The organism is Vibrio sp. 10N.247.311.51 (assembly GCF_041467855.1).
GTDB classification, from domain to species: Bacteria; Pseudomonadota; Gammaproteobacteria; order Enterobacterales; family Vibrionaceae; genus Vibrio; species Vibrio coralliirubri.
Window position 1 is genome coordinate 61,195 of the sequence record NZ_JBFSVK010000026.1, and the last position, 22,607, is coordinate 83,801.

The 22,607-nt window shown below is 45.1% G+C and carries 26 protein-coding genes; 21 read left to right on the forward strand and 5 right to left on the reverse strand.

Translation table 11 applies throughout. From position 1 onward, the window contains the following. The first annotated feature begins 50 nt into the window (after window positions 1-50). Window positions 51-917 (forward strand): hypothetical protein, encoded by an 867-nt coding sequence (locus AB6E85_RS19915; protein WP_048610279.1) that lies wholly within the window; start codon window positions 51-53, stop codon window positions 915-917. 291 nt (window positions 918-1,208) lie between these two features. Beyond that, complete coding sequence (locus AB6E85_RS19920) at window positions 1,209-1,865, forward strand: NAD(P)H-dependent oxidoreductase (RefSeq protein ID WP_017061511.1); 657 nt, start codon at window positions 1,209-1,211, stop codon at window positions 1,863-1,865. Between the two features lie 111 nt (window positions 1,866-1,976). Here the strand turns inward: AB6E85_RS19920 and AB6E85_RS19925 are convergent, their stop codons facing one another. Next, window positions 1,977-2,396, reverse strand: a complete 420-nt coding sequence (locus AB6E85_RS19925; RefSeq protein WP_372143868.1) for a hypothetical protein — start codon at window positions 2,394-2,396, stop codon at window positions 1,977-1,979. Between the two features lie 251 nt (window positions 2,397-2,647). Here AB6E85_RS19925 and norV point away from each other — a divergent pair, with 251 nt between their 5' ends. After that, window positions 2,648-4,147, forward strand: a complete 1,500-nt coding sequence (gene norV / locus AB6E85_RS19930; RefSeq protein WP_372143870.1) for an anaerobic nitric oxide reductase flavorubredoxin — start codon at window positions 2,648-2,650, stop codon at window positions 4,145-4,147. 1 nt (window position 4,148) lies between these two features. Then, window positions 4,149-5,318: an NADH:flavorubredoxin reductase NorW gene (gene norW, locus AB6E85_RS19935; RefSeq protein ID WP_372143872.1), complete on the forward strand. Its 1,170-nt coding sequence runs from the start codon at window positions 4,149-4,151 to the stop codon at window positions 5,316-5,318. Between the two features lie 201 nt (window positions 5,319-5,519). Here the strand turns inward: norW and gltS are convergent, their stop codons facing one another. Continuing rightward, window positions 5,520-6,746, reverse strand: coding sequence for a sodium/glutamate symporter (gene gltS, locus AB6E85_RS19940; RefSeq protein ID WP_048610056.1), 1,227 nt, complete (start codon window positions 6,744-6,746; stop codon window positions 5,520-5,522). Window positions 6,747-7,062: 316 nt separating this feature from the next. Next, on the reverse strand, window positions 7,063-7,419 hold the full coding sequence (locus AB6E85_RS19945) for a YibL family ribosome-associated protein (protein ID WP_017060971.1): 357 nt from the start codon (window positions 7,417-7,419) through the stop codon (window positions 7,063-7,065). 326 nt (window positions 7,420-7,745) lie between these two features. Here AB6E85_RS19945 and AB6E85_RS19950 point away from each other — a divergent pair, with 326 nt between their 5' ends. After that, entirely contained in the window at window positions 7,746-8,543 is a 798-nt protein-coding gene (locus AB6E85_RS19950; protein WP_372143875.1) for a DUF4344 domain-containing metallopeptidase, read from the forward strand. 122 nt (window positions 8,544-8,665) lie between these two features. On the opposite strand, the gene AB6E85_RS19955 is transcribed toward AB6E85_RS19950, so the two are convergent. Continuing rightward, the gene (locus AB6E85_RS19955) at window positions 8,666-9,052 is read right to left on the reverse strand and encodes a tautomerase family protein (protein ID WP_017070218.1); all 387 of its coding nucleotides are present in this window, start codon (window positions 9,050-9,052) and stop codon (window positions 8,666-8,668) included. Between the two features lie 252 nt (window positions 9,053-9,304). Here AB6E85_RS19955 and AB6E85_RS19960 point away from each other — a divergent pair, with 252 nt between their 5' ends. From AB6E85_RS19960 to AB6E85_RS20035, 16 genes are all read left to right on the forward strand, one after another. Further along, the gene (locus tag AB6E85_RS19960) at window positions 9,305-9,925 is read left to right on the forward strand and encodes an LON peptidase substrate-binding domain-containing protein (RefSeq protein ID WP_372143877.1); all 621 of its coding nucleotides are present in this window, start codon (window positions 9,305-9,307) and stop codon (window positions 9,923-9,925) included. 109 nt (window positions 9,926-10,034) lie between these two features. Further along, window positions 10,035-10,682: a sigma-70 family RNA polymerase sigma factor gene (locus AB6E85_RS19965; protein ID WP_017060967.1), complete on the forward strand. Its 648-nt coding sequence runs from the start codon at window positions 10,035-10,037 to the stop codon at window positions 10,680-10,682. Next, window positions 10,675-11,355 carry a ChrR family anti-sigma-E factor gene (locus AB6E85_RS19970; protein ID WP_372143879.1) on the forward strand — a complete coding sequence of 227 codons (681 nt, stop codon included), beginning with the start codon at window positions 10,675-10,677 and terminating at the stop codon, window positions 11,353-11,355. Before AB6E85_RS19965 ends, AB6E85_RS19970 begins: the two co-directional genes overlap by 8 nt. Before the next feature lie 143 nt (window positions 11,356-11,498). Continuing rightward, on the forward strand, window positions 11,499-12,446 hold the full coding sequence (locus AB6E85_RS19975; protein WP_050620197.1) for a DUF523 and DUF1722 domain-containing protein: 948 nt from the start codon (window positions 11,499-11,501) through the stop codon (window positions 12,444-12,446). Beyond that, window positions 12,443-13,858 carry a deoxyribodipyrimidine photo-lyase gene (phrB, locus tag AB6E85_RS19980; RefSeq protein WP_372143881.1) on the forward strand — a complete coding sequence of 472 codons (1,416 nt, stop codon included), beginning with the start codon at window positions 12,443-12,445 and terminating at the stop codon, window positions 13,856-13,858. The genes AB6E85_RS19975 and phrB overlap by 4 nt, the downstream gene beginning before the upstream one ends. A gap of 14 nt (window positions 13,859-13,872) precedes the next feature. Continuing rightward, window positions 13,873-14,304 carry a nuclear transport factor 2 family protein gene (locus AB6E85_RS19985; protein ID WP_372143883.1) on the forward strand — a complete coding sequence of 144 codons (432 nt, stop codon included), beginning with the start codon at window positions 13,873-13,875 and terminating at the stop codon, window positions 14,302-14,304. Continuing rightward, complete coding sequence (locus AB6E85_RS19990; protein WP_059017988.1) at window positions 14,304-15,035, forward strand: SDR family NAD(P)-dependent oxidoreductase; 732 nt, start codon at window positions 14,304-14,306, stop codon at window positions 15,033-15,035. Before AB6E85_RS19985 ends, AB6E85_RS19990 begins: the two co-directional genes overlap by 1 nt. 2 nt (window positions 15,036-15,037) lie before the next feature. After that, on the forward strand, window positions 15,038-16,309 hold the full coding sequence (locus AB6E85_RS19995; RefSeq protein WP_372143885.1) for an NAD(P)/FAD-dependent oxidoreductase: 1,272 nt from the start codon (window positions 15,038-15,040) through the stop codon (window positions 16,307-16,309). Beyond that, window positions 16,306-17,112 carry a DUF1365 domain-containing protein gene (locus AB6E85_RS20000; RefSeq protein WP_372143887.1) on the forward strand — a complete coding sequence of 269 codons (807 nt, stop codon included), beginning with the start codon at window positions 16,306-16,308 and terminating at the stop codon, window positions 17,110-17,112. Before AB6E85_RS19995 ends, AB6E85_RS20000 begins: the two co-directional genes overlap by 4 nt. 105 nt (window positions 17,113-17,217) lie before the next feature. Further along, window positions 17,218-18,498 (forward strand): cyclopropane-fatty-acyl-phospholipid synthase family protein, encoded by a 1,281-nt coding sequence (locus tag AB6E85_RS20005; RefSeq protein WP_050632596.1) that lies wholly within the window; start codon window positions 17,218-17,220, stop codon window positions 18,496-18,498. Then, complete coding sequence (locus AB6E85_RS20010) at window positions 18,476-18,997, forward strand: DUF2878 domain-containing protein (RefSeq protein WP_017061278.1); 522 nt, start codon at window positions 18,476-18,478, stop codon at window positions 18,995-18,997. The genes AB6E85_RS20005 and AB6E85_RS20010 overlap by 23 nt, the downstream gene beginning before the upstream one ends. 3 nt (window positions 18,998-19,000) lie before the next feature. Beyond that, on the forward strand, window positions 19,001-19,576 hold the full coding sequence (locus tag AB6E85_RS20015) for a chalcone isomerase family protein (protein WP_372143890.1): 576 nt from the start codon (window positions 19,001-19,003) through the stop codon (window positions 19,574-19,576). Beyond that, window positions 19,573-20,112, forward strand: coding sequence for a DUF3833 domain-containing protein (locus AB6E85_RS20020; protein WP_372143892.1), 540 nt, complete (start codon window positions 19,573-19,575; stop codon window positions 20,110-20,112). The genes AB6E85_RS20015 and AB6E85_RS20020 overlap by 4 nt, the downstream gene beginning before the upstream one ends. A gap of 246 nt (window positions 20,113-20,358) precedes the next feature. Beyond that, window positions 20,359-20,625: a hypothetical protein gene (locus AB6E85_RS20025; RefSeq protein WP_048610083.1), complete on the forward strand. Its 267-nt coding sequence runs from the start codon at window positions 20,359-20,361 to the stop codon at window positions 20,623-20,625. A 290-nt stretch (window positions 20,626-20,915) separates the two neighbouring features. After that, on the forward strand, window positions 20,916-21,590 hold the full coding sequence (locus tag AB6E85_RS20030; RefSeq protein ID WP_048610247.1) for an SDR family NAD(P)-dependent oxidoreductase: 675 nt from the start codon (window positions 20,916-20,918) through the stop codon (window positions 21,588-21,590). Between the two features lie 131 nt (window positions 21,591-21,721). Continuing rightward, complete coding sequence (locus AB6E85_RS20035; RefSeq protein ID WP_017061273.1) at window positions 21,722-21,961, forward strand: RNA-binding protein; 240 nt, start codon at window positions 21,722-21,724, stop codon at window positions 21,959-21,961. Window positions 21,962-22,105: 144 nt separating this feature from the next. Here AB6E85_RS20035 and AB6E85_RS20040 read toward each other — a convergent pair whose 3' ends face one another. Next, complete coding sequence (locus AB6E85_RS20040; RefSeq protein ID WP_048614122.1) at window positions 22,106-22,450, reverse strand: ribosome recycling factor family protein; 345 nt, start codon at window positions 22,448-22,450, stop codon at window positions 22,106-22,108. Window positions 22,451-22,607: the final 157 nt, after the last annotated feature.

Below are 22,607 nucleotides of genomic sequence, written 5' to 3' on the forward strand. Positions count from 1 at the left end.
TATATCTCCAACACCCATCAGCTGATCACTCCGCTATTTGAGAAAAGACTATGTCAGACAAAATTTCCACATCCGCACTCGCTAAACAAAAAGGCATAGAAGCTAAAGCTTTATTTAGCGATCTAAAAACAGCGGGCTATATTGTGCGTTCACAAGAGCGTTGGATTCTCACTGAGCGGGGAGAAAGCTTTGGTGGGGAATATGTCGAACACAAGAAGTTTGGTGTCTTTATTGTCTGGCCAGAGAAACTGCTTATCGATTTGGACTCATTCTCAGGAAAAACACTCACCGCCACCCAGCTTGGTAGCGCCTTTCAACTCAGCGCAAAGAAAATCAACTTACTGCTCAACGAGCTTGGTTGGATAACAAAAGAAGAAGACGGTTGGCATGTCACCTCTACAGGCTTAAAAGCCGGAGGTGAACAAAGAGAAGACAAAGCGACTCAAAACTTATTCGTGGTATGGCACGACTCACTGGTTCGCAATAAACGTTTAAAGCAGTCTGTTGTTGAATTCCTAGGGCATGATGCTGAAAGCCACTCGACCGATGTGTCATTCTCCAGTTTTCGTCAGAAATTTGAGGCGAAGCACCGAAGCTTAGATGGGCATTATGTTCGTTCAAAGGGAGAACTGATCATCGATAACTGGCTTTATATGGCAGGAGTGGTTCATGCGTACGAGCGTCCGCTTCCGATATCAAAAGAAGTGATCAGCGATTTTTATCTACCAAGTGGCAAAGTATACATCCAGTTCTGGGGAACCGATTCTGCGCCAATCGCCGAAGATAAACGTGAAGCGACGAGAAAAATCTATGAAGAGCATGGTTTTGGTCTAATCGAAATCACGCCAGAAGATATCCCCAACCTAGACAGCGTACTTCCGCCATTATTGCGCCAATATGGTATCAAGGCTTACTAAGCTACTGAATCTAGAGATTCCACCTCCATTAAGATCACATTTATCGAATCATTATGGACATTATTAACCATAGTGATTTGATATGTTCGCTATTTTTCCCGAGTCATTCTTCTATTATCTTACACCCATCGACTTGAGCTACCGCAGATACTCGATTTATTGGGGCATGTTCGATAACTATTTAGACGTTCAATCTATAGAGATTCGTTTAAATTCGTTATCCGTTTATTGTTGACGTGACTGAACATAAAACCCTACAACATTTATTATTGATAGATATTAGGATTCAACATGACTCATCCAATCATTACTGATCTAAACACTCGTTACACAGCTAAAAAATACGATGCAGAAAAACGCATCTCTGCGGAAGACATGGAAGTAATCAAAGAAGCACTTCGCTTGTCAGCTTCTTCTATCAACTCTCAGCCTTGGAAATTCATCATCATTGAGAGTGACGCAGCAAAACAACGCTTCCACAATACTTTCGAAAACATGTTCCAGTTTAACCAACCACATGCGAAAGAAGCGTCACACACGATCCTGTTTGCTCACGATCCTAAGTACACTAAAGAGAAATTCGCGAAGCGTGCTGATACAGAAGTAAGCTCTGGTCACTTACCAGCTGAAATGTACGAGCAATTCTTAGGTGCTTACGCATTCGCAGAAATGAACACAGACGAAACAGGTTTCAACGGTAACTGGACTAAGTCTCAAGTTTACATCGCACTAGGTAACACGCTGCACACACTAGCTCGTCTAGGTATCGCTTCAACACCTATGGAAGGTGTAGACGCAGCTATGATCAGCGAAGAGTTTGCTGACGAACTAGAAGGTCACGTTGTTGATGTAGCGCTGGCTATTGGCTACCACAAAGACGGCGAAGACTACAACTACGGCAAACCAAAAGCGCGCCTAGCTCTTGATGAAGTCGTTACTACGCTATAACAGACACTACGCTGTAAATAGCTGACACAAACAAATCGCACTGCTTTATTTGGCCAGACGCTCGTCTGGCCTTTTTTGCATTTGAAGCCGACCAACCTAACCTATCAGCAACTAAAAGTTTACCGCGAGACCCACGTACACATTATCGTTGTACTCAAAGTCCTCACTTGTTTCTTTATAACCCGTCCTAAATGTCATCGCACCTCGCGTGTAACCAAGCTCGGCTCCATACACAAAAGCCGTATCAATATCGTCATTGAAGTAATGAACACCACCAATTGGCGCGAAGTAAAAATTGCCATATGGGAACTGTGGTTTGATGTTCACACCAAACGAATGCACGTCATCACTGTACTTTGCGTATTCAAGCTCGTAGCCAAAATCAAGCTCAGCACTTGCGGGAAAGTAGAAGCCATATTGAAAGGCGTATTTTGAATCATTCGTGAGAAAGTCGCCACCTAGATATACCGTTGACTCAGCAAAAACCATGCTTGGCAATAAAGCAGCGAAGGTAAGTAATTTCTTCAACATTTCTTTTCCTATTCAGACATTATTTAAACAAGCTAAAACTATCATGCTGTTTAGATACAGACTGTAAGAGGCTGTAAGCACCGCAATGTCCAATTGACACGAATGATTCACTTTAAATACAAAAACTTCTGAGTCATTTAGACTCAACACCAAGCTCAAAAAGCAAACAAACACAATTAAAACAACAATTTAAAAACATGGCACAACTAGTGCAATGAGAGCCTTAGATATTTCAATAAGGTATTATCATTATGACTATTCACGTTAAATCAAATGTTCATTGGGTCGGCGTCCACGATTGGGAAACCGAGCACTTCCACGGTAAGGAATACCACATGAACAAAGGTACGAGCTATAACTCATACCTGATCCGTGAAGAGAAGACAGTGCTTGTCGATACTGTCGATCATCGCTTTACTGAGCAATTCCTTGCAAACCTAGAGATGGAAATCGATATCAATGAGATCGACTACATCATTTGTCAGCACGCTGAAGAAGACCACTCAGGCGCGCTCTCTGCGCTGCTTGCTAAAATTCCGAACACGCCGGTTTATTGCACTGAAGCGGGTGTAAACTCCATTGTTGGTCACCACCACCAACCAGACTGGAATTTCAGAACCGTCAAAACCGGTGACACTCTTGATGTCGGTAACGGAAAGCAACTTATCTTCGTAGAGATGAAAATGCTGCACTGGCCAGACTCAATGGCGACTTACTTAACTGAAGATGAAATCCTGTTTAGTAACGACGCTTTCGGCCAACACTACTGCGACGAAAACCTGTTCAATGACCAACTAGACCAAGTTGAGCTGCATGAACAATGTCTGCGTTACTTCTCGAACATCCTGACGCCGTTTGCGCCGCTGGTTAAAGCAAAGATTGAAGAAGTGCTGAGCTTAGGCGTGCCGATTGATGTCATTGCTACTTCTCACGGCTGTATTTGGCGTGACAACGCGACTCAAATCGTTGAGCAATATTACGAGTGGTCGAAAGCCTACAAAGAAGATCGTATCACGATTGTCTACGACACCATGTCCAACAACACTCGCATGATGGCTGACGCGATCGCAAAGGGTATCCGTAAAGGCAGCCCAGAAACGGCAATCAAGGTCTTCAATATTTCTAAGCACGACAAGAATGACATCCTTGCCAATGTCTTCCGTTCAAAGGGTGTGCTTGTTGGGTCATCGACCATGAACAACGTGATGATGCCGCAAATCGCCGCGCTACTTGAAGAAATACACGGCCTGCGCTTTGCAGGAAAAAGAGCCGCAGCATTTGGATCTTCAGGTTGGACTGGCGGCGCAGTAAAGCGCATCGATGCTCGCTTACGTGAAGCCAACTTCGAGGTGAGCGCACCTCAGCACATCCACTGGAAACCAGATACAGACGCACTTCGTCAATGTATTGATTACGGGATGACACTGGCCGAGGTTTGGCGCACCGATGCGGACGAGGTTAGTGAGCCTAAACAAGTTGAGCGCAACGTTCAACGTATTGAATCAGCACCGACAAGCACCCCAACAGAGCTAAAAGACACGGCAGAGCAGAAGTCAGAAGAAGCGCAAGATAAGCCTGTACATAGCGCAGATTGCACTTGCTGGCGCTGTACTGTGTGTGAATGGGTGTACGACCCACAACTGGGTGAACCCTACCAAGGCGTTGAACCAGGAACACCATGGGCACAAGTGCCAGATGATTTCCTTTGCCCTGAATGCCATCTAGGTAAAGAAGTGTTTGTGGAGAAGTAACATGTCGAACATTGTGATTGTGGGCGGTGGTTTCGCCGCCCTACAAACCATAAAGATGGTACGTAAAATTGACCAAGATGTCGCGATTACCATGATCACGGCAGATGCAGGGGTTGAGTACAGTAAGCCGAATCTTTCACACGCATTCAGCCAGGCTCAAACACCACAGTCGTTAGCCGTTAATAACGCTCAGCAATTGGCTGAGCAGTACAACGTAGTCATCAAAACCAAGGCTTTCGTCAGTGAAATCGATACCAAGCAGCAGTGTGTTCATGTTGACGGGCAAATTATCCACTATTCGAAGTTGGTATTAGCAACGGGGGCTACACCTTTCATACCACCAGCGGAAGGGCTTAAACGCAGCGCGACCATTACGTTAAATAGCTTGGAAGAGTTCGAGAAACACAAAGCTCAGATCGATGAAGCTCAACGTATCACTGTGATTGGTGGAGGCTTGATTGGGGTCGAGCTTGCATTCGACCTTCAAACTGCGGGCAAAAATGTCACGATTATCGAACCCGCAAGTTATCTGTTGAATAACCTAGTGCCGCCTTTCGTTTCACTTGAGTTGGAACGGGAGCTGGCAAAAGCAGGGGCTACCGTCGAAACCGACTCTGCGATTTTTCGAGCGACTTATCTTCATGATGGAGTCAGGCTACAAACTACCGCTTCTCGATTAATACGAGCAGATATCGTGATCGCCGCAGCAGGGTTAAGGCCAAATACGGCTTTAGCCACGCAAGCGGGAATCGAGGTCAACAGAGGTATTGTGGTCGATGACACCCTGAAAACCAGCGCCAACAATGTGTATGCGATTGGTGATTGCGCTGAATTTGAAGGGCGTGTGATGGCTTATCTACAGCCAGCAATCTTGTCGGCAAACGTGTTGGCGAAGCAGCTGACTATGGATACACGAGAGGTCAAAGTGGGTGAAGCAAAGCTCAGCTTGCCTCATATGATCACCAAGGTGAAAACACCGAGTTACCCGATTCAGCTGGCAGGGCGCAATATTCACACAGCTCAGAGCTGGGAAACTCGATTCGATCCTAAAGGCATTGTCACCAAAGGCTTCAATGAAGATAACAAGTTGGTTGGATTCATTGTCACAGGAGAGCACATCAAGGCTGCATTTCCTTTACTAAAGGAGTTGCAAATAAGTTCACCATCATAAGTACAAAGGTGTGAAAGCAGTCGGCTCATTACATAGTTCGGCTGTATTCAACACAAAAATGCACATCAAATTCGGGAAAATTTGATGCTTATACTAGAGAAACTCGAGTATAAGCAAGCAATAAAAAAGCCAGTCAACAGACTGGCTTTCTTGTATTCATCTAAGTGCGATAAGCTCATTGCATTTAAGCAAAGGCGAACATTAACCGATAAACGAGATGTAACCTTGAAGGATAATCAGGTTAACGATATCGATAAAGAAGGCACCAACAATTGGCACAACCATGAAGGCTTGTGGCGATGGACCGTATCGATTCACCAAAGAACCCATGTTCATTACTGCCGTTGGTGTTGCACCTAGGCCGAAACCACAGTGACCACCCGCCATAACCGCTGCGTCGTAATTAGAACCCATTACTTTGAACGTCACAAAGTAAGAGAAAATACCTAACACCACCGCCTGAACCGCAAGGATAGCCAAGAACGGAATCGCAAGATCAAAGATGTTCCAAAGCTTAAGGCTCATTAGCGCCATTGCTAGGAACAGTGACAATGACACCGTACCAAGAATATCGACCGTTTCGCTGTCAGTCTTATGCAGCTTAGTCACTTCAAACACGTTAGTGATGAACACACCAATAAACAACGCGTAAACGAAGTCAGGAATCATCAACCAAGAAATTTCAAAAGTCGCCACCCACTGCTCTAGGTACTTCGCACCCGTGATACAGATAAGAAGGATGAACAACACTTCAATCACCTTCTTCGCCGTCACTTTGTCTTCTTCATACTCGTTGTAAGTAACAAGTTCAGGGAAGCGTTCGTGCGTTTGCGTGCCAGTACCGTACTCAGATTCAAGCTGGTTTTTGTCAATCAACTTTTGCGCTACTGGGCTACCGATAATACCACCGATAATCAAACCAAAGGTCGCTGAAGCCATTGCGATTTCTAGCGTATTTGCAATACCAAACGTGTCTGCAAAGGTTTGAGACCAAGCCGCGCCTGTACCGTGACCACCCGAAAGCGTGATAGAGCCAGCAATCAAACCCATCAAGGGTTCAAGGCCTAGTGCCGTTGCTAAGGTTACGCCTACACCGTTTTGGATAATGATGTAAACCGACGCTACCCCTAAGAATAGGAATACTTTAGCACCACCTTTTATCAGCTGCGTGTAGTTCGCCGCAAGACCGACCGTTGCAAAGAACATCAACATAAACGTGTTCTGCAGGGGCAAAGAAAACTCAAGATCAAGGCCGTTAAAGTGCAGGGCTGTAATAGCAAAAGCGACAATCAAGCCGCCGACAATGGGCTCTGGAATGTTGTACTTTTTGAGAATCGGAAGCTTTGCATTGACGAAATGACCTAGAAACAAAACACTAATCGCGATTAGGAAGGATTCTAATGGTCCAATTGAAATTAATTGATTCATATAACCTCTATTTTTTTACGTTCTCATCTTCCCTAATGAGTCTAGTTTTATCTGTAATTATTTGTGCTGCTCTACCTATATTTATACAAACTGGAGAGAAAGTGTGGATTCGAAAAGCGAACACATTACTGCGATCGCTTAGTGCCATGTTAGTAGCACGTTAACTTTTATAGGAGATAAAAGGATTTGTGACAACAATCACCTCCTAAAAGTTGAAAACGGCGTGAGTATCTATGCCGCTGACTCTGCTTTCTTAATACCTAAAAAAGCAAAAAGGAGCTATTTCTAGCTCCTCTTTCATCACCATCGCTGGTAATTAGAATTTTTTCGGTGCGTAACCAGTCATAACCTCAATACGAAGTTCTTTACCGATCTTCGTCATTGGGTGAACAATGACGAGTCCTTTAACAGACTTTTTAAGTTTACCCATATCCGCTTGCTCAGCCTTAGTGATCTCACGGCTAAATGGCATATCAACCAGAGACTTACGCTCTTGGTTCACATCGTAGCTTTCTTTGTGTTTAAGCTGGGCAATTTTCTTAGTTAGCTTCTTAATCTCTTCCTCGAACTGACGAACAACAGGACGATCATTACGAGTTTTAGCAGCATCTAACTTGTGGCGACACTTGTCTAGACGGTTGTTAATTTGTTGAAGTTCGTTTTTAACACTCATAATAATTTCCTAAGATTAAACAAGCCAATTCGGATTGGGGCGCGGAGTATAGCACAAGGGTTCTGTTGAACCGAAATTTATCTGTTAATTACCAACAGAAACGAATCACATCGACACCGCTCATTCAGCTCACCTATTCTTTGTGGCGAACCTCTAGGCGGATTATTCCTTGATAGGATAGCGCCTACATCAAAAATTGCAGTCCTCGATGCATCAAAATTCCGTCTAAACTTATACTCTAACGCAGTAACTAAATCAGGGTACACAGCTTGGAGTTGTTACCCCCAGCACGACTCTGACTCACAACGCAATCACAAGGATAGCCGATGACATTATTGAAACGAACATTGACCTGCAGCCTAGCCCTGAGTGCAATGTTTGCCACAACTTATGCATCTAGTGAACAAACTACCCAAAGTAACCTAATCGTCGAGTACTCCACACCGCAAAATACCGAAGAAGAGCAGCTCAAACGAGAGATTCAAAGCAGTGGCGTTAATGACACAGTGGTCGACCTATCCAACCAACTGTTCATGTTTGAGAAGCCATTAACCATTCAATATGGCGGGGAAGAAGGACCACTCTACGATCCACAAAACCATCAAGTGCTGATCCCTTATAGCTTTTACGCTGAGTCACTCAATTATTTCGAGAAGAACCAATACGAAAAAGAGTATGGGAAATCTGCGCAAACCGGCGCTATTGATACCTTGCTGCACACTCTGCTGCACGAAGCTGGGCATGCGTATATCGAAGATCAGAACATTGCCATATTGGGTAAAGAAGAAGATGCAGTTGATAACCTAGCAACCGTGCTACTGCTGAACTACGTAGAGCATGGGGCTGATGCCGCTATCAGCGCAGCAGACATGTTCGCTTTCGAGTCAGAAGACCGCCCCGAGTATTACGACTTGGGGGAGTACATCGACGAGCACAGTTTCGACCTGCAGCGTTACTTCTCCACACTATGCTTGGTGTATGGCAGCGATCCTGATGCCTATAAGAACTTGCTCGATGAAGTGGAAAATGACTATTTGAAAGACAGAAAAGAGTTCTGCGTTGAGCACTTTGATGTGATCAATGAAAATTGGCATCAGTATTTAAAAGAGAGTGACGATGCTTAGATACTTAGATACTTAGATACTTAGATACTTGAAGGTTAGTGTCGAGAACGAGACAAAACGGCTTTGGAATCAAATTCCAAAGCCGTCACTCGATAGGTGTGCTTACGTGTTAAGAGTTAACCCTAGACCTTCACTTTATACTTCAGATCTTGAGCTTCATCGCCGGTCATGCCTCGAAATCCCCAGCAGTGCGATGGCTGTTCCTTAATAGTGATTTCAATATCAATTGGAGAGATAGCTAACTGCTTCTCTATCTCAGAAAATATCTTCTTAATTAAGCGCTTTTTGGTGTTTACCGCTCGACCTTCCATCATATTTATCTCAATGACGGTATAGGCTTCTGTTCTTCCTTCCGGGTAAAAGAAGTCATCTCGTTCCAATGGCACAAACCGATGTGCTCGCTTGTCATCGGGTAAACCCATTTCACTGTTTAAGCACTGCTGCAACACATTAGAGAGCTGCAACTTAATTGGATTTAAGCACTCTTTGATACCATAAATAACAATCATGACCATTCCTTTGATGCGATGTTAGGTATAGAAGAACGTCAGATAAAAGCATCGTCTGGCAACTACCCATTCGCTTACTATTTGTTCATATATTACCTAATGACGCGTATGAGAAAAGGTAAAAACAATGAATTTATGAACAGGTGCAACAAAATACCTATCCCTTTGCAAACATAAGCCGAAGCGAATTGATCGAACACCACCCTCCCCGCGTATATCTTCTCAAATCACATCTGAACTAAGGAGTACTATGTGCCGAATTCACCTAGGAAGACCACGCGGACAGACGCCGAACCAGAAACACCCGTAGAGTCTTCTCTAGAGCTCGCAGTGTTTCCTCTCCCCATCTTCCTTCTACCAGGAGGCAGACAAAGACTGCGCATTTTTGAGCCAAAGTACCTCGCGATGGTTGCTCACGCAGCGCAGGGAGATGGTTTCATTATTGCCACTCAAGACAACTCTAACTCTGGTCACCTCAGCTCTTGGGGAACAAAGGTATGCATCGTTGACTTCAATATGTCGGATGACCAAATCTTAGAAATTGATGTCGAAGGCGAAAAGCTGGTGCAATTGCATGGGTCGTTTCGAGACGACGATGACCTGATTAAAAGTAAGTTCAGATCGTTGCCACACTGGCCAGCCCATGAATATAAAGTGCCTAACGTGTTTACCGCTTTTTTGGTTCAGTTGTTTCGCGACCACGATTCGATAAGAACACTCTATCCCACTCCAGATTTCGAGAGCCCACAATGGATTTGTGCGCGATTGCTCGAAATGATGCCTATCCCATTGGAAAAGAAAACAGAATTTACTGAGCCAGCCAGTTTTCCGTCTCTAGTTCCTTTTTTGAATCAAATCATTACGGGGCAATAAGCATTTTTCTTCACTATAATTTTGTATAGTGGAAATTAATCTAATTAAAGTGATCCCGACTTTCTCGTTTCACGTAGTGCCTATCAAATTCGCATGATGGTTAGTTACTATGCAAGTGGAAAGCAGAAGTTCAGGGAACGGCAAGGAGCATGTCATTATTCCCGATAACAAAGTACCTACAGACAACAAAGTACCGACAGAGCTCTCGAGCTGGTTGGTGTTGGTTGGTACAGACCGAGACAAGCAGGCATTCACCTGTTTGTTTAAGTTTTTCGCTCCTAAGATTAAGCGTTTTGGCATTAGTAAGTTAGGCGGTGAAGCTGCTGCCAACGAGCTAGTTCAAGACACGATGACTAATGTTTGGAAGAAAGCGCATCTCTACAATGTAGATAAAGGCGCTGCGACCACTTGGGTCTACACGGTAATGCGTAATGCAGCGTTCGACATGTTGCGCAAAGTGAAAGCGAAAGCCGAACAAACGATAGCCGACGATATCTGGCCGATAGATGCGATGGTAGCCGAATCTCAAAGTGAAGATTTGCCATTCGGTGATCATTTGATGAGTCGACACGTAATGACCCAGATAGAGAAATTGCCTCTTGCTCAAAAAACCATCGTCAAAGGTGTTTATTTTCAAGAGCTCTCTCAAGAGCAACTCGCTCAGCAACTTGGCGTCCCACTTGGAACGGTGAAATCACGTCTGAGACTCGCTTTAGCCAAATTAAAAGTTCACATGGGGGAACAAGACCATGATTAAACATCACCCAAACGCGGCAATCTTGAAAGACTTCGTCGATGGCACGTTGGCTGATTCAGTTTCTCTGATTGTTTCTAGCCATGTAGAACTGTGTGAACACTGCCAACAACAAGTTAAGCAGCTTACCGCTGAAGCGGCGAATAGTGCATTTGACGCAGAGCCAGTATTCTCAAATGAAGATCTAGACAGCTTCTCAACGGACGACATGGACTTTGATTTTGACGCGATTGAGCAAATCACAGCCGATGCTTCACAGTCAGTTGAAGTGATTCCAGAGGTCCAGAAAGTAACCGTCGCCGACACGACATTCACAATTCCTCGCGCCCTCAACTCAGTCGCGAGAAAGGACTGGATGAACCTAGGCAAAATTTCACGAGCAAGACTCGATTTTGCTGACGAAGCACACCACACCAGCTTGTTGCACATCGACAAAGATGGACAAGTGCCTTGCCACACCCATAAAGGCTTCGAGATCACGCTTCTTCTAGAAGGCAGTTTCGAAGACGAAATGGGCGTCTACAACAAAGGTGACTTCATCTGGTTGGATGGCAATCACACTCATCAACCTGCAACAAAAGAAGGTTGTGTCTGTTTAACCGTTTCAAGTGATGCGTTGTACTTCACTAAAGGCGTGAGTCAACTGTTCAACCCACTAGGTAAATACATTTATTAGATTGAAGTATTTACTGGCCTCGTCACAAGACTCGCACAGTTGGCTAGGTAGAAAAGTAAAAACCGAACTAAAGTAATGTGGAATAAGCAACAAACCACATAATACAAGAATAACGATGAGCAATGATCGTAAGGAATTGACCAATGGATAAAAAAATAAAAATAGGCATCAGTGCATGTGTCGCCGGTCATAAAGTTCGGTTCGATACTGGACACAAACGTTCTCGCTTCTGCACAGACGATCTTGCAGATTATGTAGAGTTAGAACCGGTTTGTCCTGAAATGGGCGTCGGCCTTCCAACTCCTCGCCCAACCATTCGTCAAACAAGAATGTTAGATGACATCATTCACGTTTCTCGCCCAGATGGTTCAGGTGATGTGACCAACGAACTGATCGAGTTCGGTCAAAACTACTCAAAGAACAACCAACACATTGCTGGCTTTATTGTGTGTCAAAAAAGCCCAACTTGTGGCATGGAGCGCGTGAAGGTGTACCACCACCATGGTCGCGGCTCTGAATCGACTGGCGTAGGCATGTTCACCCAACAAATTATGGACGGTAACCCGTTACTTCCCGTTGAAGAAAACGGCCGCCTTAACGATCCCATTTTGCGTGAAAACTTCATGACTCGAGTGTTCACTTACCAAAAATGGCTCGATCTCGTGGATGAAGGTGTGACCAAACACAAACTGATTCAGTTCCACAGCGCTCACAAGTACTTAGTCATGTGTCACCACGTTGAGGGATACAAAAGTTTAGGCAAACTGTTAGCGGGTAATGAGTTAGACATCGACGAATTGGCGGCTCAATACATCGAAGGTTTGATGAAGGCGTTATCGCATCATGCTAATCGAGGCAGTCACGCCAATACGCTGCATCACTTGCAAGGTTACTTTAAGAAACAACTGAGTAGCGCTCACAAGCAAGAGCTGACCAACCAGATCGATTCTTTCAGAGAGGGCGTGATTCCACTGCTAGTACCGCTGACACTGATCAATCACTACCTAATGGAATACCCAAACGAGTACTTGGAATCACAGGTTTACCTAAACCCTCACCCACAAGAACTTAAGCTGAGATACGGATATTGAGCGACATTTTATGGATACGACGAGACCTGAGGATTCACGATAACCCAGCGCTCGTCGCAGCAATTGAAAACGGCGTATCTATCGCCGTTTTTATTTCAACCCCACAGCAATGGCAGCAACACCACCTTGCACCAATCAAAGCTGATTTCATCTATCGTCATCTAAAACAACTCGATTCCCAGCTCGCTGAATTTGGGATGACTTTGCTTCACCTGAAAGCGACCGATTTTGACGACCAATCCAGACAGCTCATCGATTTGTGCCAGCAGCTTGATGCCAAGTGCGTCTACGCAAACTCTGAGCCTGAGGTCGATGAACAGGCTCGCGATAAAAAGCTAATTTCAAGCGGCTTAAACCTGAAGATCAGCGATTGTGACGTTATGCTGCCACTCGGTAGCGTTCTCAACAAACAAGGCGAGATGTTCAAAGTCTTTACGCCCTTTAAGAACGCTTGGTTAAAAGAAGTTCAGGTGAAAGGCATCATCTGCAGTCCAGCTCCTGTCGAGTCAGCTGAACGTTCACAAACACAGCTTCCTGACGACTTACAAGCCTTAACCCTCTCCGTTGACTATGATTTCGACTTTCCTCGTGTGGATTCGAGTCGCTGGCCATTAAGCCAAGATGTATTGGGCAATGTGATCCCCAATTTCTTAGGCAATAAAGTCAACGACTACGCACGTCTGAGAGACATTCCCTCAGTTAAAGGGACATCAGGGCTATCGCCTTATTTAGCGATTGGCGCCGTGAGCCCACGTTGGTTAGCGATTCAATTGATTCAGCAACAGCCCGATCTGTTATTTGATACGCAATTACCGGCCTTTTGTTGGCTCAATGAATTGATTTGGCGAGATTTTTATAAGCATTTGATGTTCCACCATCCTAAACTGGTTAAAGGTGCTAACTTTCAGCAAAAATACAATGGGTTAGATTGGTATCACGATCATCCTAGCTTCAAAGCTTGGTGCGAAGGAAAAACAGGATATCCATTGGTCGATGCAGCAATGCGTCAACTGGTTGAAACGGGCTGGATGCACAACAGGCTAAGAATGGTGGTGGCAAGCTTCCTAACCAAGCACCTGCTTATTGACTGGCGTTGGGGCGAACGTTTCTTTATGTCACACCTTATCGACGGTGACTTTAGTGCCAACAATGGTGGCTGGCAGTGGGCTTCAAGTACGGGCTGTGATGCTCAACCTTACTTCCGAATTTTCAATCCAATCACTCAGAGTGAAAAGTTTGATCCAAAAGGAATTTTTATTCGTAAGTACATACCAGAGCTGCAAAATATCCCAGATAAGCATGTGCATTTCCCACATGAATTTATCGCTAAAAACGGAATAGACAGCGAATACTGGCAACCCATCGTTGAGCATAAAGAAGCACGATTGAGAGCCTTAGCCTTCTTCAAATAATTAGAGTGAATATTATGGATAACTCTCTATGGCTTGATAACTTTCTCAACATGTATCAAGAACTCGGAACCGACAATTTCGACGTGCTTAAGACGGTTTATCACCCTGATATTGAATTCCAAGATCCGCTGCATCATGTCAGCGGTATTTCGGCGCTTACGCACTACTTCGAGAACCTCTACACCCAAGTAACCAGCTGTTACTTTCATATCGAACACACTTTCGAAGCGAACGACGAAGCTTCTGTTTACTGGACGATGCAATTTGCTCACAAGCAATTAAATGGGCAAAAGCCGATCGAAGTACAAGGACACAGCCACGTTAAGATGCTCGACGGTCAAGTGGTCTACCACAGAGACTACCTCGACGTCGGCTCTATGTTGTACGAACACATTCCAGTGCTGGGCTGCGCGATCAAATCCATCAAAAAGAGGGCGAGCCGATAATGCGTATTATGATTACAGGCGCGACCTCAGGTATCGGCCAATCCCTCGCTAAAGATTATGCTCAGCAAGGGCATCAGGTGATTGCTTGTGGCCGTAACCCAGAAAAGCTGCAAGCCTTAGTTGATTCGCACGAGACAGACGTCGCGCATTCATCCATTACGCCGCTTTGTTTCGACCTGACTGATTACCACAACTTCCCAGAACTCGACCAAGACAAACCGCTCGATCTGCTGATTTTAAATGCGGGTGATTGTGAGTACATCGACGACCCAGTGAACTTTGATGCCGAGCTGTTCGAGCGCGTCATCAACATAAACCTAATTTCAATTGGCTACGCTCTTAAAGCCTGGTTAAAAAACATCAAGCCCGGCGGCCGTTTGGTTTTAGTCAGCTCCAGCGCCAGCTTTTTACCTTTGCCAAGAGCCGAGGCTTATGGCGCTTCAAAGGCAGCCCTCACCTACTTAGGCAGAACACTTTCGGTTGATCTGGCAACGCACAACATTCATGTCTCAATTGTGCACCCAGGCTTTGTTGAAACGCCATTAACCGAGCGAAATACGTTCTCTATGCCTATGATTATTAGTAGTGAGGCCGCAACTCAGCGAATCGTAAATGGTATCGCTCAAGGAAAGAGTGAAATCGATTTCCCAAGACGATTCATCATGTTGATGAAGCTACTAAGAATGCTTCCAACTCCAGTTTGGCAAAAACTCGCTTCAAGGATGGTATAACAATGAAGAAAATCGCCATTATTGGTTCAGGTATCTCTGGACTCACTTGCGCGCATATATTAGATAAGCACCACGACGTAACAGTATTCGAAAAGAATGATTACGTTGGGGGGCACACCGCGACCGTTGATATTGAACATCAAGGCTCGGCGTTTTCGATAGATACAGGTTTCATCGTATTCAACGATCGAACCTACCCGAATTTCAATCAGCTTCTAGAACAACTCGGTGTCGAAAGGCAACCGACTGAGATGAGCTTCAGCGTCCACAACACCACTACTAAGTTCGAGTACAACGGTCACAGCATTAATTCGTTATTCGCGCAGAGGAGTAACATCTTCAAACCTCAGTTCTGGTCTTTAGTGTCTGACATTCTCAAGTTCAACAAGCTGTGTAAGGCTCAGTTTGAAAGCAATGAATTCACACCAGACGTTACCCTTGGCAGTTTCCTACGCGATAACCAATTTTCCGACTTTTTCAGCCAGCACTACATCTTACCGATGGGCGCGGCGATTTGGTCGACAAGCTTGGAAGAGATGGAAGAGTTTGAGCTCAAGTTCTTCATCCAGTTTTTCTACAACCACGGATTGCTCGATATCGCAAACCGTCCTCAGTGGTATGTGATTCCAAAGGGATCGCGTTCTTATGTTGAAATCATCCTTTCACGCTTAAACAAACCCGTTGCACTCAATACATCGATTAAACAAGTGACTCGCCAAGAAACGGGCGTCACGATTGAATTTGAAGATGGCAGCACACAAGTCTTCGACGAAGTAATCTTTGCTTGCCACTCAGACCAAGCCTTACGTCTGCTTGGCGATGCGACAGAACAAGAGCAACAGGTACTGGGCGAGATCCCATACAGCCGTAATGAAGTCGTTCTGCACACCGATACTCGCTTACTCCCAGATAGAAAACTGGCTTGGGCAAGCTGGAATTACATGTTGGATGGCGACAGTAAACGACCTGCTTGTGTCACGTACAACATGAACATTCTGCAAGGCATCGAAAGCCAAGACACCTTCTGTGTCACCTTGAATCAAAGCGAAGCCATCGACCCAGAAAGAATCATTCGCAGCTTTGTTTATCATCACCCGGTACTTAACTCGAACACGGTCGAAGCTCAACACAAGCGTGAGCAGATCTGTGGTAAAAACCAGACGCACTTTGCCGGTGCGTACTGGTACAACGGGTTCCATGAAGACGGTGTCCACAGTGCACTCGATGTGACCAAACGCTTCGGTTTAGATTTGAGTACGAGTTCAGCGCTATGAACAGTCAAACCCTGACACCCGAGATGGGGATCGCATCCGAAAAGAGTGAAGAGCTCAGCGGTATCTATTGGGGTAACGTCAGACATCGCCGCTTTGGCGACATCACCCATGAGTTCAGTTATCAGCTGTATATGATGGGGTTAGATCTTGATGAGCTGCCCCAAACCACAGCGCGCAGTGCTCTGTTCGGAACTCGTTGGTACAACCCGATTCGCTTTGTCGAATCGGATTATCTCGCTGAAAAAAAAGAAAATGTCACCACGGATGAACCAAAATCACTTAAGCAACGTATAGCTTCCAAAGTGCAACAACTTGGTGGGGTTTGGTCTGATTCAAACCGTGTGACGATGCTGGCTCAGTGCCGCTGTTTAGGTATCTATTTCAGCCCAATCAACTGCTTCTTCTGTTTTGACGAAACTGGAGATTGTAAGTACATGTTGGCTGAGGTGAGCAACACGCCTTGGCGAGAAAGACACTACTATCTCATCGACATGCACCAAGAGTTGAAGGTAAAAAAAGAGTTTCACGTTTCGCCGTTCATGGACTTGAACATGACTTATTTTTGGAAAATTAAGCCACCAGCGAAACGCACGCTAGTTCACATCGAAAGCCGCCGAGACGACAAGCTTTTCGATGCGACACTGGCTCTGACGAAACAGTCAGTAACCAAGACAAACATTAGACGAACGGTATTCAAGATTCCGGCGATGACGATAAAAGTCGTGATGGGAATTTATTATCAGGCTCTCAAATTATTCCTGAAAAAAGTACCGTTTGTCGCGCATCCAGACTCAACGTCTTAAGCGCACATGAGAGAACTAAATTGAAGCTTGGGTTCGCTCTAACCAAGGAGCAGAACCCAGCTTAGTTGGCACAAAATATTAGAATGAGTTATCAGCGAGGTTTACATGGAACAGCTTGCCAAACAAAACAACAATATTGAACAACAAGCTAAAGCCGTTGCTGTTTCAAGCAACTGTAAATATCGAGCTTTAATCTTTAAGGTTTTAGAAAGCCTGCAATTCGCAACGCTCGAGATCATTGAGCGCGACCAGCATTCGGTGTTCGGTGATCGAGAAGCAGACTTGAAAGGTCGAATCGTGATTCATGATGCGACCTTTTTTAGAGATGTGGTCATCAACGGCAGTATCGGGGCATCTGAAGCGTACATCGATGGTAAATGGACCAGTCCAAATCTCACGCGTGTGATTCAAATCATGGCTCGCAACCAAGCCCAATTAGATGAGCTTGATGACAAGACACAGTGGATTTCTCGCATCAAAAACCTCTTGCTGCGTCGTAAGAATGCCAACACCGAACAAGGCTCTAAGCGAAACATTCTCGCACACTACGATATTGGCAACGAACTGTACGAGCGCTTCTTAGATAGCTCGATGCAGTACTCTTCCGCTATCTACAGCGAAGATGCAGAAACCTTGTCAAAGGCTCAACAAAACAAAATGAAAACCATCTGTGAGCGACTAGAACTGTCTGAGAAAGACTGCGTGGTCGAAATAGGCACAGGTTGGGGCGGCTTAGCCATCTTCATGGCACAACACTACGGTTGCCATGTCACTACTACCACGATTTCAGATGCCCAACATGCGCTTGCTGAACAGAGAGTCAAAGCGCTTGGTTTAACCGATAAAATCACCCTGCTTAAAGAGGATTATCGCAATCTCACTGGTGAGTACGACAAGTTGGTTTCGATCGAGATGATAGAAGCGGTCGGCCATGAATATCTACAAACCTTCTTTGAGAAATGTTCTTCACTGTTAAAGCCATCAGGCAAGATGCTGATTCAAGCAATTACTATTGCCGACAGCCGTTACGACAAATACCGCAAAGGTGTCGACTTTATTCAGAAGTACATCTTCCCCGGCGGTTGCCTACCTTCGGTTTCAGTGATGACCCAACACCTTGCGACCAGCACCGACCTTGTGGTTCAAGAAATTGATGACATTGGCCTGCACTACGCTCGAACACTGAATGATTGGAACATCGCCTTTGAAAATAGTTGGGAAGAGTTAGAGTCCCTCGGCTATTCAGAAGAGTTTAAGCGCTTGTGGATCTTCTACTTCTGCTACTGTGAAGGCGCATTCAAAGAGCGCGTGATCAGCACTCACCATGTAGTCGCAAGAAAACCTCGTTACTTTGGAGCAAAAGATGAAGCGGTTTTGGATTATTAATCTCGTACTGTTTCAAGCGACCTGGGTTTGCAGTGCCTTTTTTACCGCGCAAGCCCCGTTCGTCACACCACTGATTGTAGTGGTTCACTTCCTTCTATCACCGACTCGCAGTAGCGATCTGAAGATACTCATTTTATTACCATTGGGGCTGTTGCTTGATAGCCTCTTACTTCACTTCGGCGTGTTTGCCGTCGACTCTGAAATTGCGAATCAATCTTGGTTCCCGGTGTGGCTTGTCTGCCTGTGGATCATGTTCTTAATCAGTTTTAACCACAGCCTAAATTGGCTATTAAAATGCTCGAAAGTGATCTTGTTTGTCATAGGGTTCGTAGCAGGTACTAGTAGTTATTGGGGAGGCATCAAAGCCGGTGCTCTTCTTACTACTTGGCCAGATGCATCGGTAGTTGCTGCCCTTGCAATAAGTTGGGGGATTTTGTTGCCCTTACTGGTGGCCGCCTACTCCAACTTAATACAACCTAAAATGGCAATAACGAGGTGACTTATGGCTTATCCACGCAACCCGACACAAACGTTCAAACCTGAGCGCAGTATTGTTCGCCCTCATCAGCAAGCAAAAAACACACTTCTAAGCTTTATTACTCTTTCGTTAATTTTTGCTGCGCTCTTATTTGCCGGAAGCGTTAAAGCCTCTGCTGTCGATGATTTAAACAAACGTGGTCAGGGTGAAATGAGTTACCTGTTCTGGACTCTCTACTCCGCAGAATTCTACGCGACGCCAACCAACTCCGAACGAGCCTTAAAGCTTGAATATTACCGCTCTATCGATAGCAAAGACCTCGTAGACGCTACCGAAGATCAGTGGAACAAGCTTGGCTACTCTAACAGCAACATTCAACGTTGGTTGAAACCCTTGTACGCGATGTGGCCGAACGTGGAAGAAGGAAGCACACTCACGATTCGTGTCACTGAAGATAACGTGAGTCGTTTTTATTTCGATGAACAACCGATCGGCATCATTCAAGACAAGCAATTCGGCGAAGCCTTTCTAGCTATTTGGTTATCTGAAAACACCTCTGAACCCGGCCTTCGTAAACAACTTTTAGGTTTGAACAAATGAATCCAAAAACAAAAATAAAATTCGCTCTGGCATTTTTTTCACTCACTTGGCTAGTGGGCTGTGGTTCTGCAAGTTTAGAAGACCATGTCGACACTACGCCAGAGCTCAAGCTTGAAACCTTTTTTAATGGCGAGCTCATGGCTTACGGCATGGTGCTCGACCGCTCGGGTAACCTACTGCGCCGCTTCGATGCCAAACTGATCGCGACTTGGGACGGCGACAACGGAGAAATAAAAGAGTGGTTCTCTTTTGCTGATGGCGAGCGCTCAACACGCGTTTGGAATCTGCTCAAAACGGGCGAAAACACCTATTCAGGCACCGCCAACGATGTCGTTGGAACCGCTTATGGTGAAACCCAAGGTTCTGCGCTGTATTGGAAATATGATCTAGAAATTGAAGTAGACGGCAGCACCTATGAAGTGGTGCTCGATGATTGGATGTTCTTGATGGACGATAAACGCTTGTTCAACAAGACTGAGATGTCTAAGTTTGGCTTTAAAGTCGGAGAGGTCATCTTATACATCGAGAAGATCTGATTTAACTGCCGTTTTTGACTCTTAGTTTTAAAACGATGACTACATCTACAGTACTTAACAAAACAGCCTATAACGAAAATTGTGGGCTGTTTTGTTTAATCCCTCGAATAGCATACCTGCATGCTCAAGCCACTGTGCTAAGATGCGCCACCAGCATACAAATGGACTAGACTGACACTAAGCAGTCCCCATTTGTTTCGCTAAGCGTAGATTCCCTACCATGAATAATTGAAAAGGCTTTAAAGCATGAGCAAGTTGACCTCAGCGGAGCGTAAAGCTCGCGACAATGAACGTTTCTCACAACGCGTAAACGACCGCAGAGAAAAAGGTGAAGACGTAGTTGCTTACGCACTGACCAACAAAAAAGCTGTAAAATTCCTGACTAAGTCAGAGAAAAAACGTTTCAACGAAACGAGAGCGACTCTGCAAGAAGAGAAGCGAGTGAAAGAACAAGAAGAGCTTAACCGAATCGAAGACGCGTTCACGATCAAACAGTTCGACGACGAAAAATAATCACTTATGATTACTCAAAAGCGCTGGCTCTTATGCCGGCGCTTTTACTTGTTGGTTCGTTATTTTTTAACACTGTTATTTCTGACCAAACCAGTCGACTCTTAACGACTTTCCACACACTCTTATTCCCCCCTACCGCTCAACCTATCAACCTATCAACCTATCAACCTATCAACCTATCAACCTATCAACCTATCAACCAGGCTATCGAACAACTTTAGCCATAGATCTCAGAAAATCTTAGCCTAGCCCCTTACTATCTCGAATCAACTCTACAAATTGAAGACAGTATGATTTTAATTACCGGATCAAGCAGCGGTTTAGGCGCAGCTCTCGCGAAACAATATGCTAACGCCGCAACAGACGCTCAGCGCGTAGCCATCACAGGTCGCAATGCACAACGTTTAGCAGAAGTGGCGCAAGGCCTGCCTGCGAATACCATTAGCCAAGCGTGTGATCTCTGTGACCCGCACTCAGTGAGCGAGTTATTGGATGCGTTACCTGAAATGCCTAAACTGGTGATCCACAGTGCTGGCAGTGGCTACTTCGGTAAAATAGAACAGCAAGATCCAACCATCATCAGCGACATGCTGAAGAACAATATTGAGTCTTCGATCTTTTTGATTCGCGAGCTTGTGCAGCGCTACAAAGATCAATCGGTCACCATTGCTGTGGTGATGTCGACGGCGGCACAAGGTGCTAAAGCGGAAGAGTCCACCTACTGCGCGGCAAAGTGGGCCGTGAAAGGCTTTATCGAATCAGTAAGGTTGGAGCTAAAAGGTCACCCGATGAAAATCGTCGCGGTTTATCCTGGAGGAATGGCGACCGAGTTTTGGAATACAAGCGGTAAAGACATGGATACCTCGAGCTTTATGACCGCGCAAGAAGCAGCTCAGATGCTGCAACAGGCATTGACCAGCACAGAGCATGGATTCGTATCAGATATCACGATAAACCGTGGCTAACAGGTAAACATCTCGCCTAATCGGTAAATAGAGCGACGCGTTACCAAAGAAATGATTAGAGTAATTATTTGTGAGGGTGAGCATGAAAGTGTGCGACAATGCTCGGCGTAAATTCATATTCAAGGTTTATTATGAAACTTCTAGTTCGTAACCTATCGCGCTCTACATCTGAGCAAGACATCCGTGTGCTATTTTCTGAGTTTGGCTCAGTAAAAGAGTGCAGCCTAGTTTTAGACCAAGAAACTGGCGACTCAAAAGGCTTTGCTTTTGTTGAAATGCCAGAGCAAGAAGAAGCTAAAGCAGCACTAAACAAGCTGAACTTGTCAAAGCTTGGCAAAAACACGATTCGTGTAAAAGTAGCGAACTCTTAATCGAGTCAATGCTTCATAAGCCGCATGGCTTAGCTTAACAGCAGCACAGATGATAAAGCCCGTAACGATATGACGTTTTCCAGCGCAATATCGTTACGGGCTTTTTGCTGCTCGCAATTCTCTTTTCACACGATTTGGATACGCCTACAGACCTTCATGTTCATCAATCGCGCGTCTTGCTTCAGCCATTGAACATCCAGATTCCATCACCAGCTGAGCCACAGTCATTGAAGGTGTCGCGGCCAACAGAGATGCCAAACACACCACAGGTTTAGGCAGCACTTTGTCGATTGCAATTGCTATCCAACCGTCTTTTTCATGGGTTAACATCGTTTTAAATTCAACGAGTTGATGCTCTTGAGCGACCAACAGCCAATTACGTGAACGACGAACTCGTTTCAACTGACATCCACATTCCGCAGCATTCGCCATCACTTGGCTTTTATCACTCACACGATGTACAAAACTATTCAATGGGACGCTAAACATAACTCTCTGCTAATCAATCTATTCCTACCATTCAAAAGCTCTCTACCTATCTCTCAGAACTTTCTAACTGTCACTCAATTAAAACCGTACGTAGGATTACACAGACACAAAAAAACCGCCAGTAATGCACTAAGCAGCCTCGCGGTTTTTCGTTCTT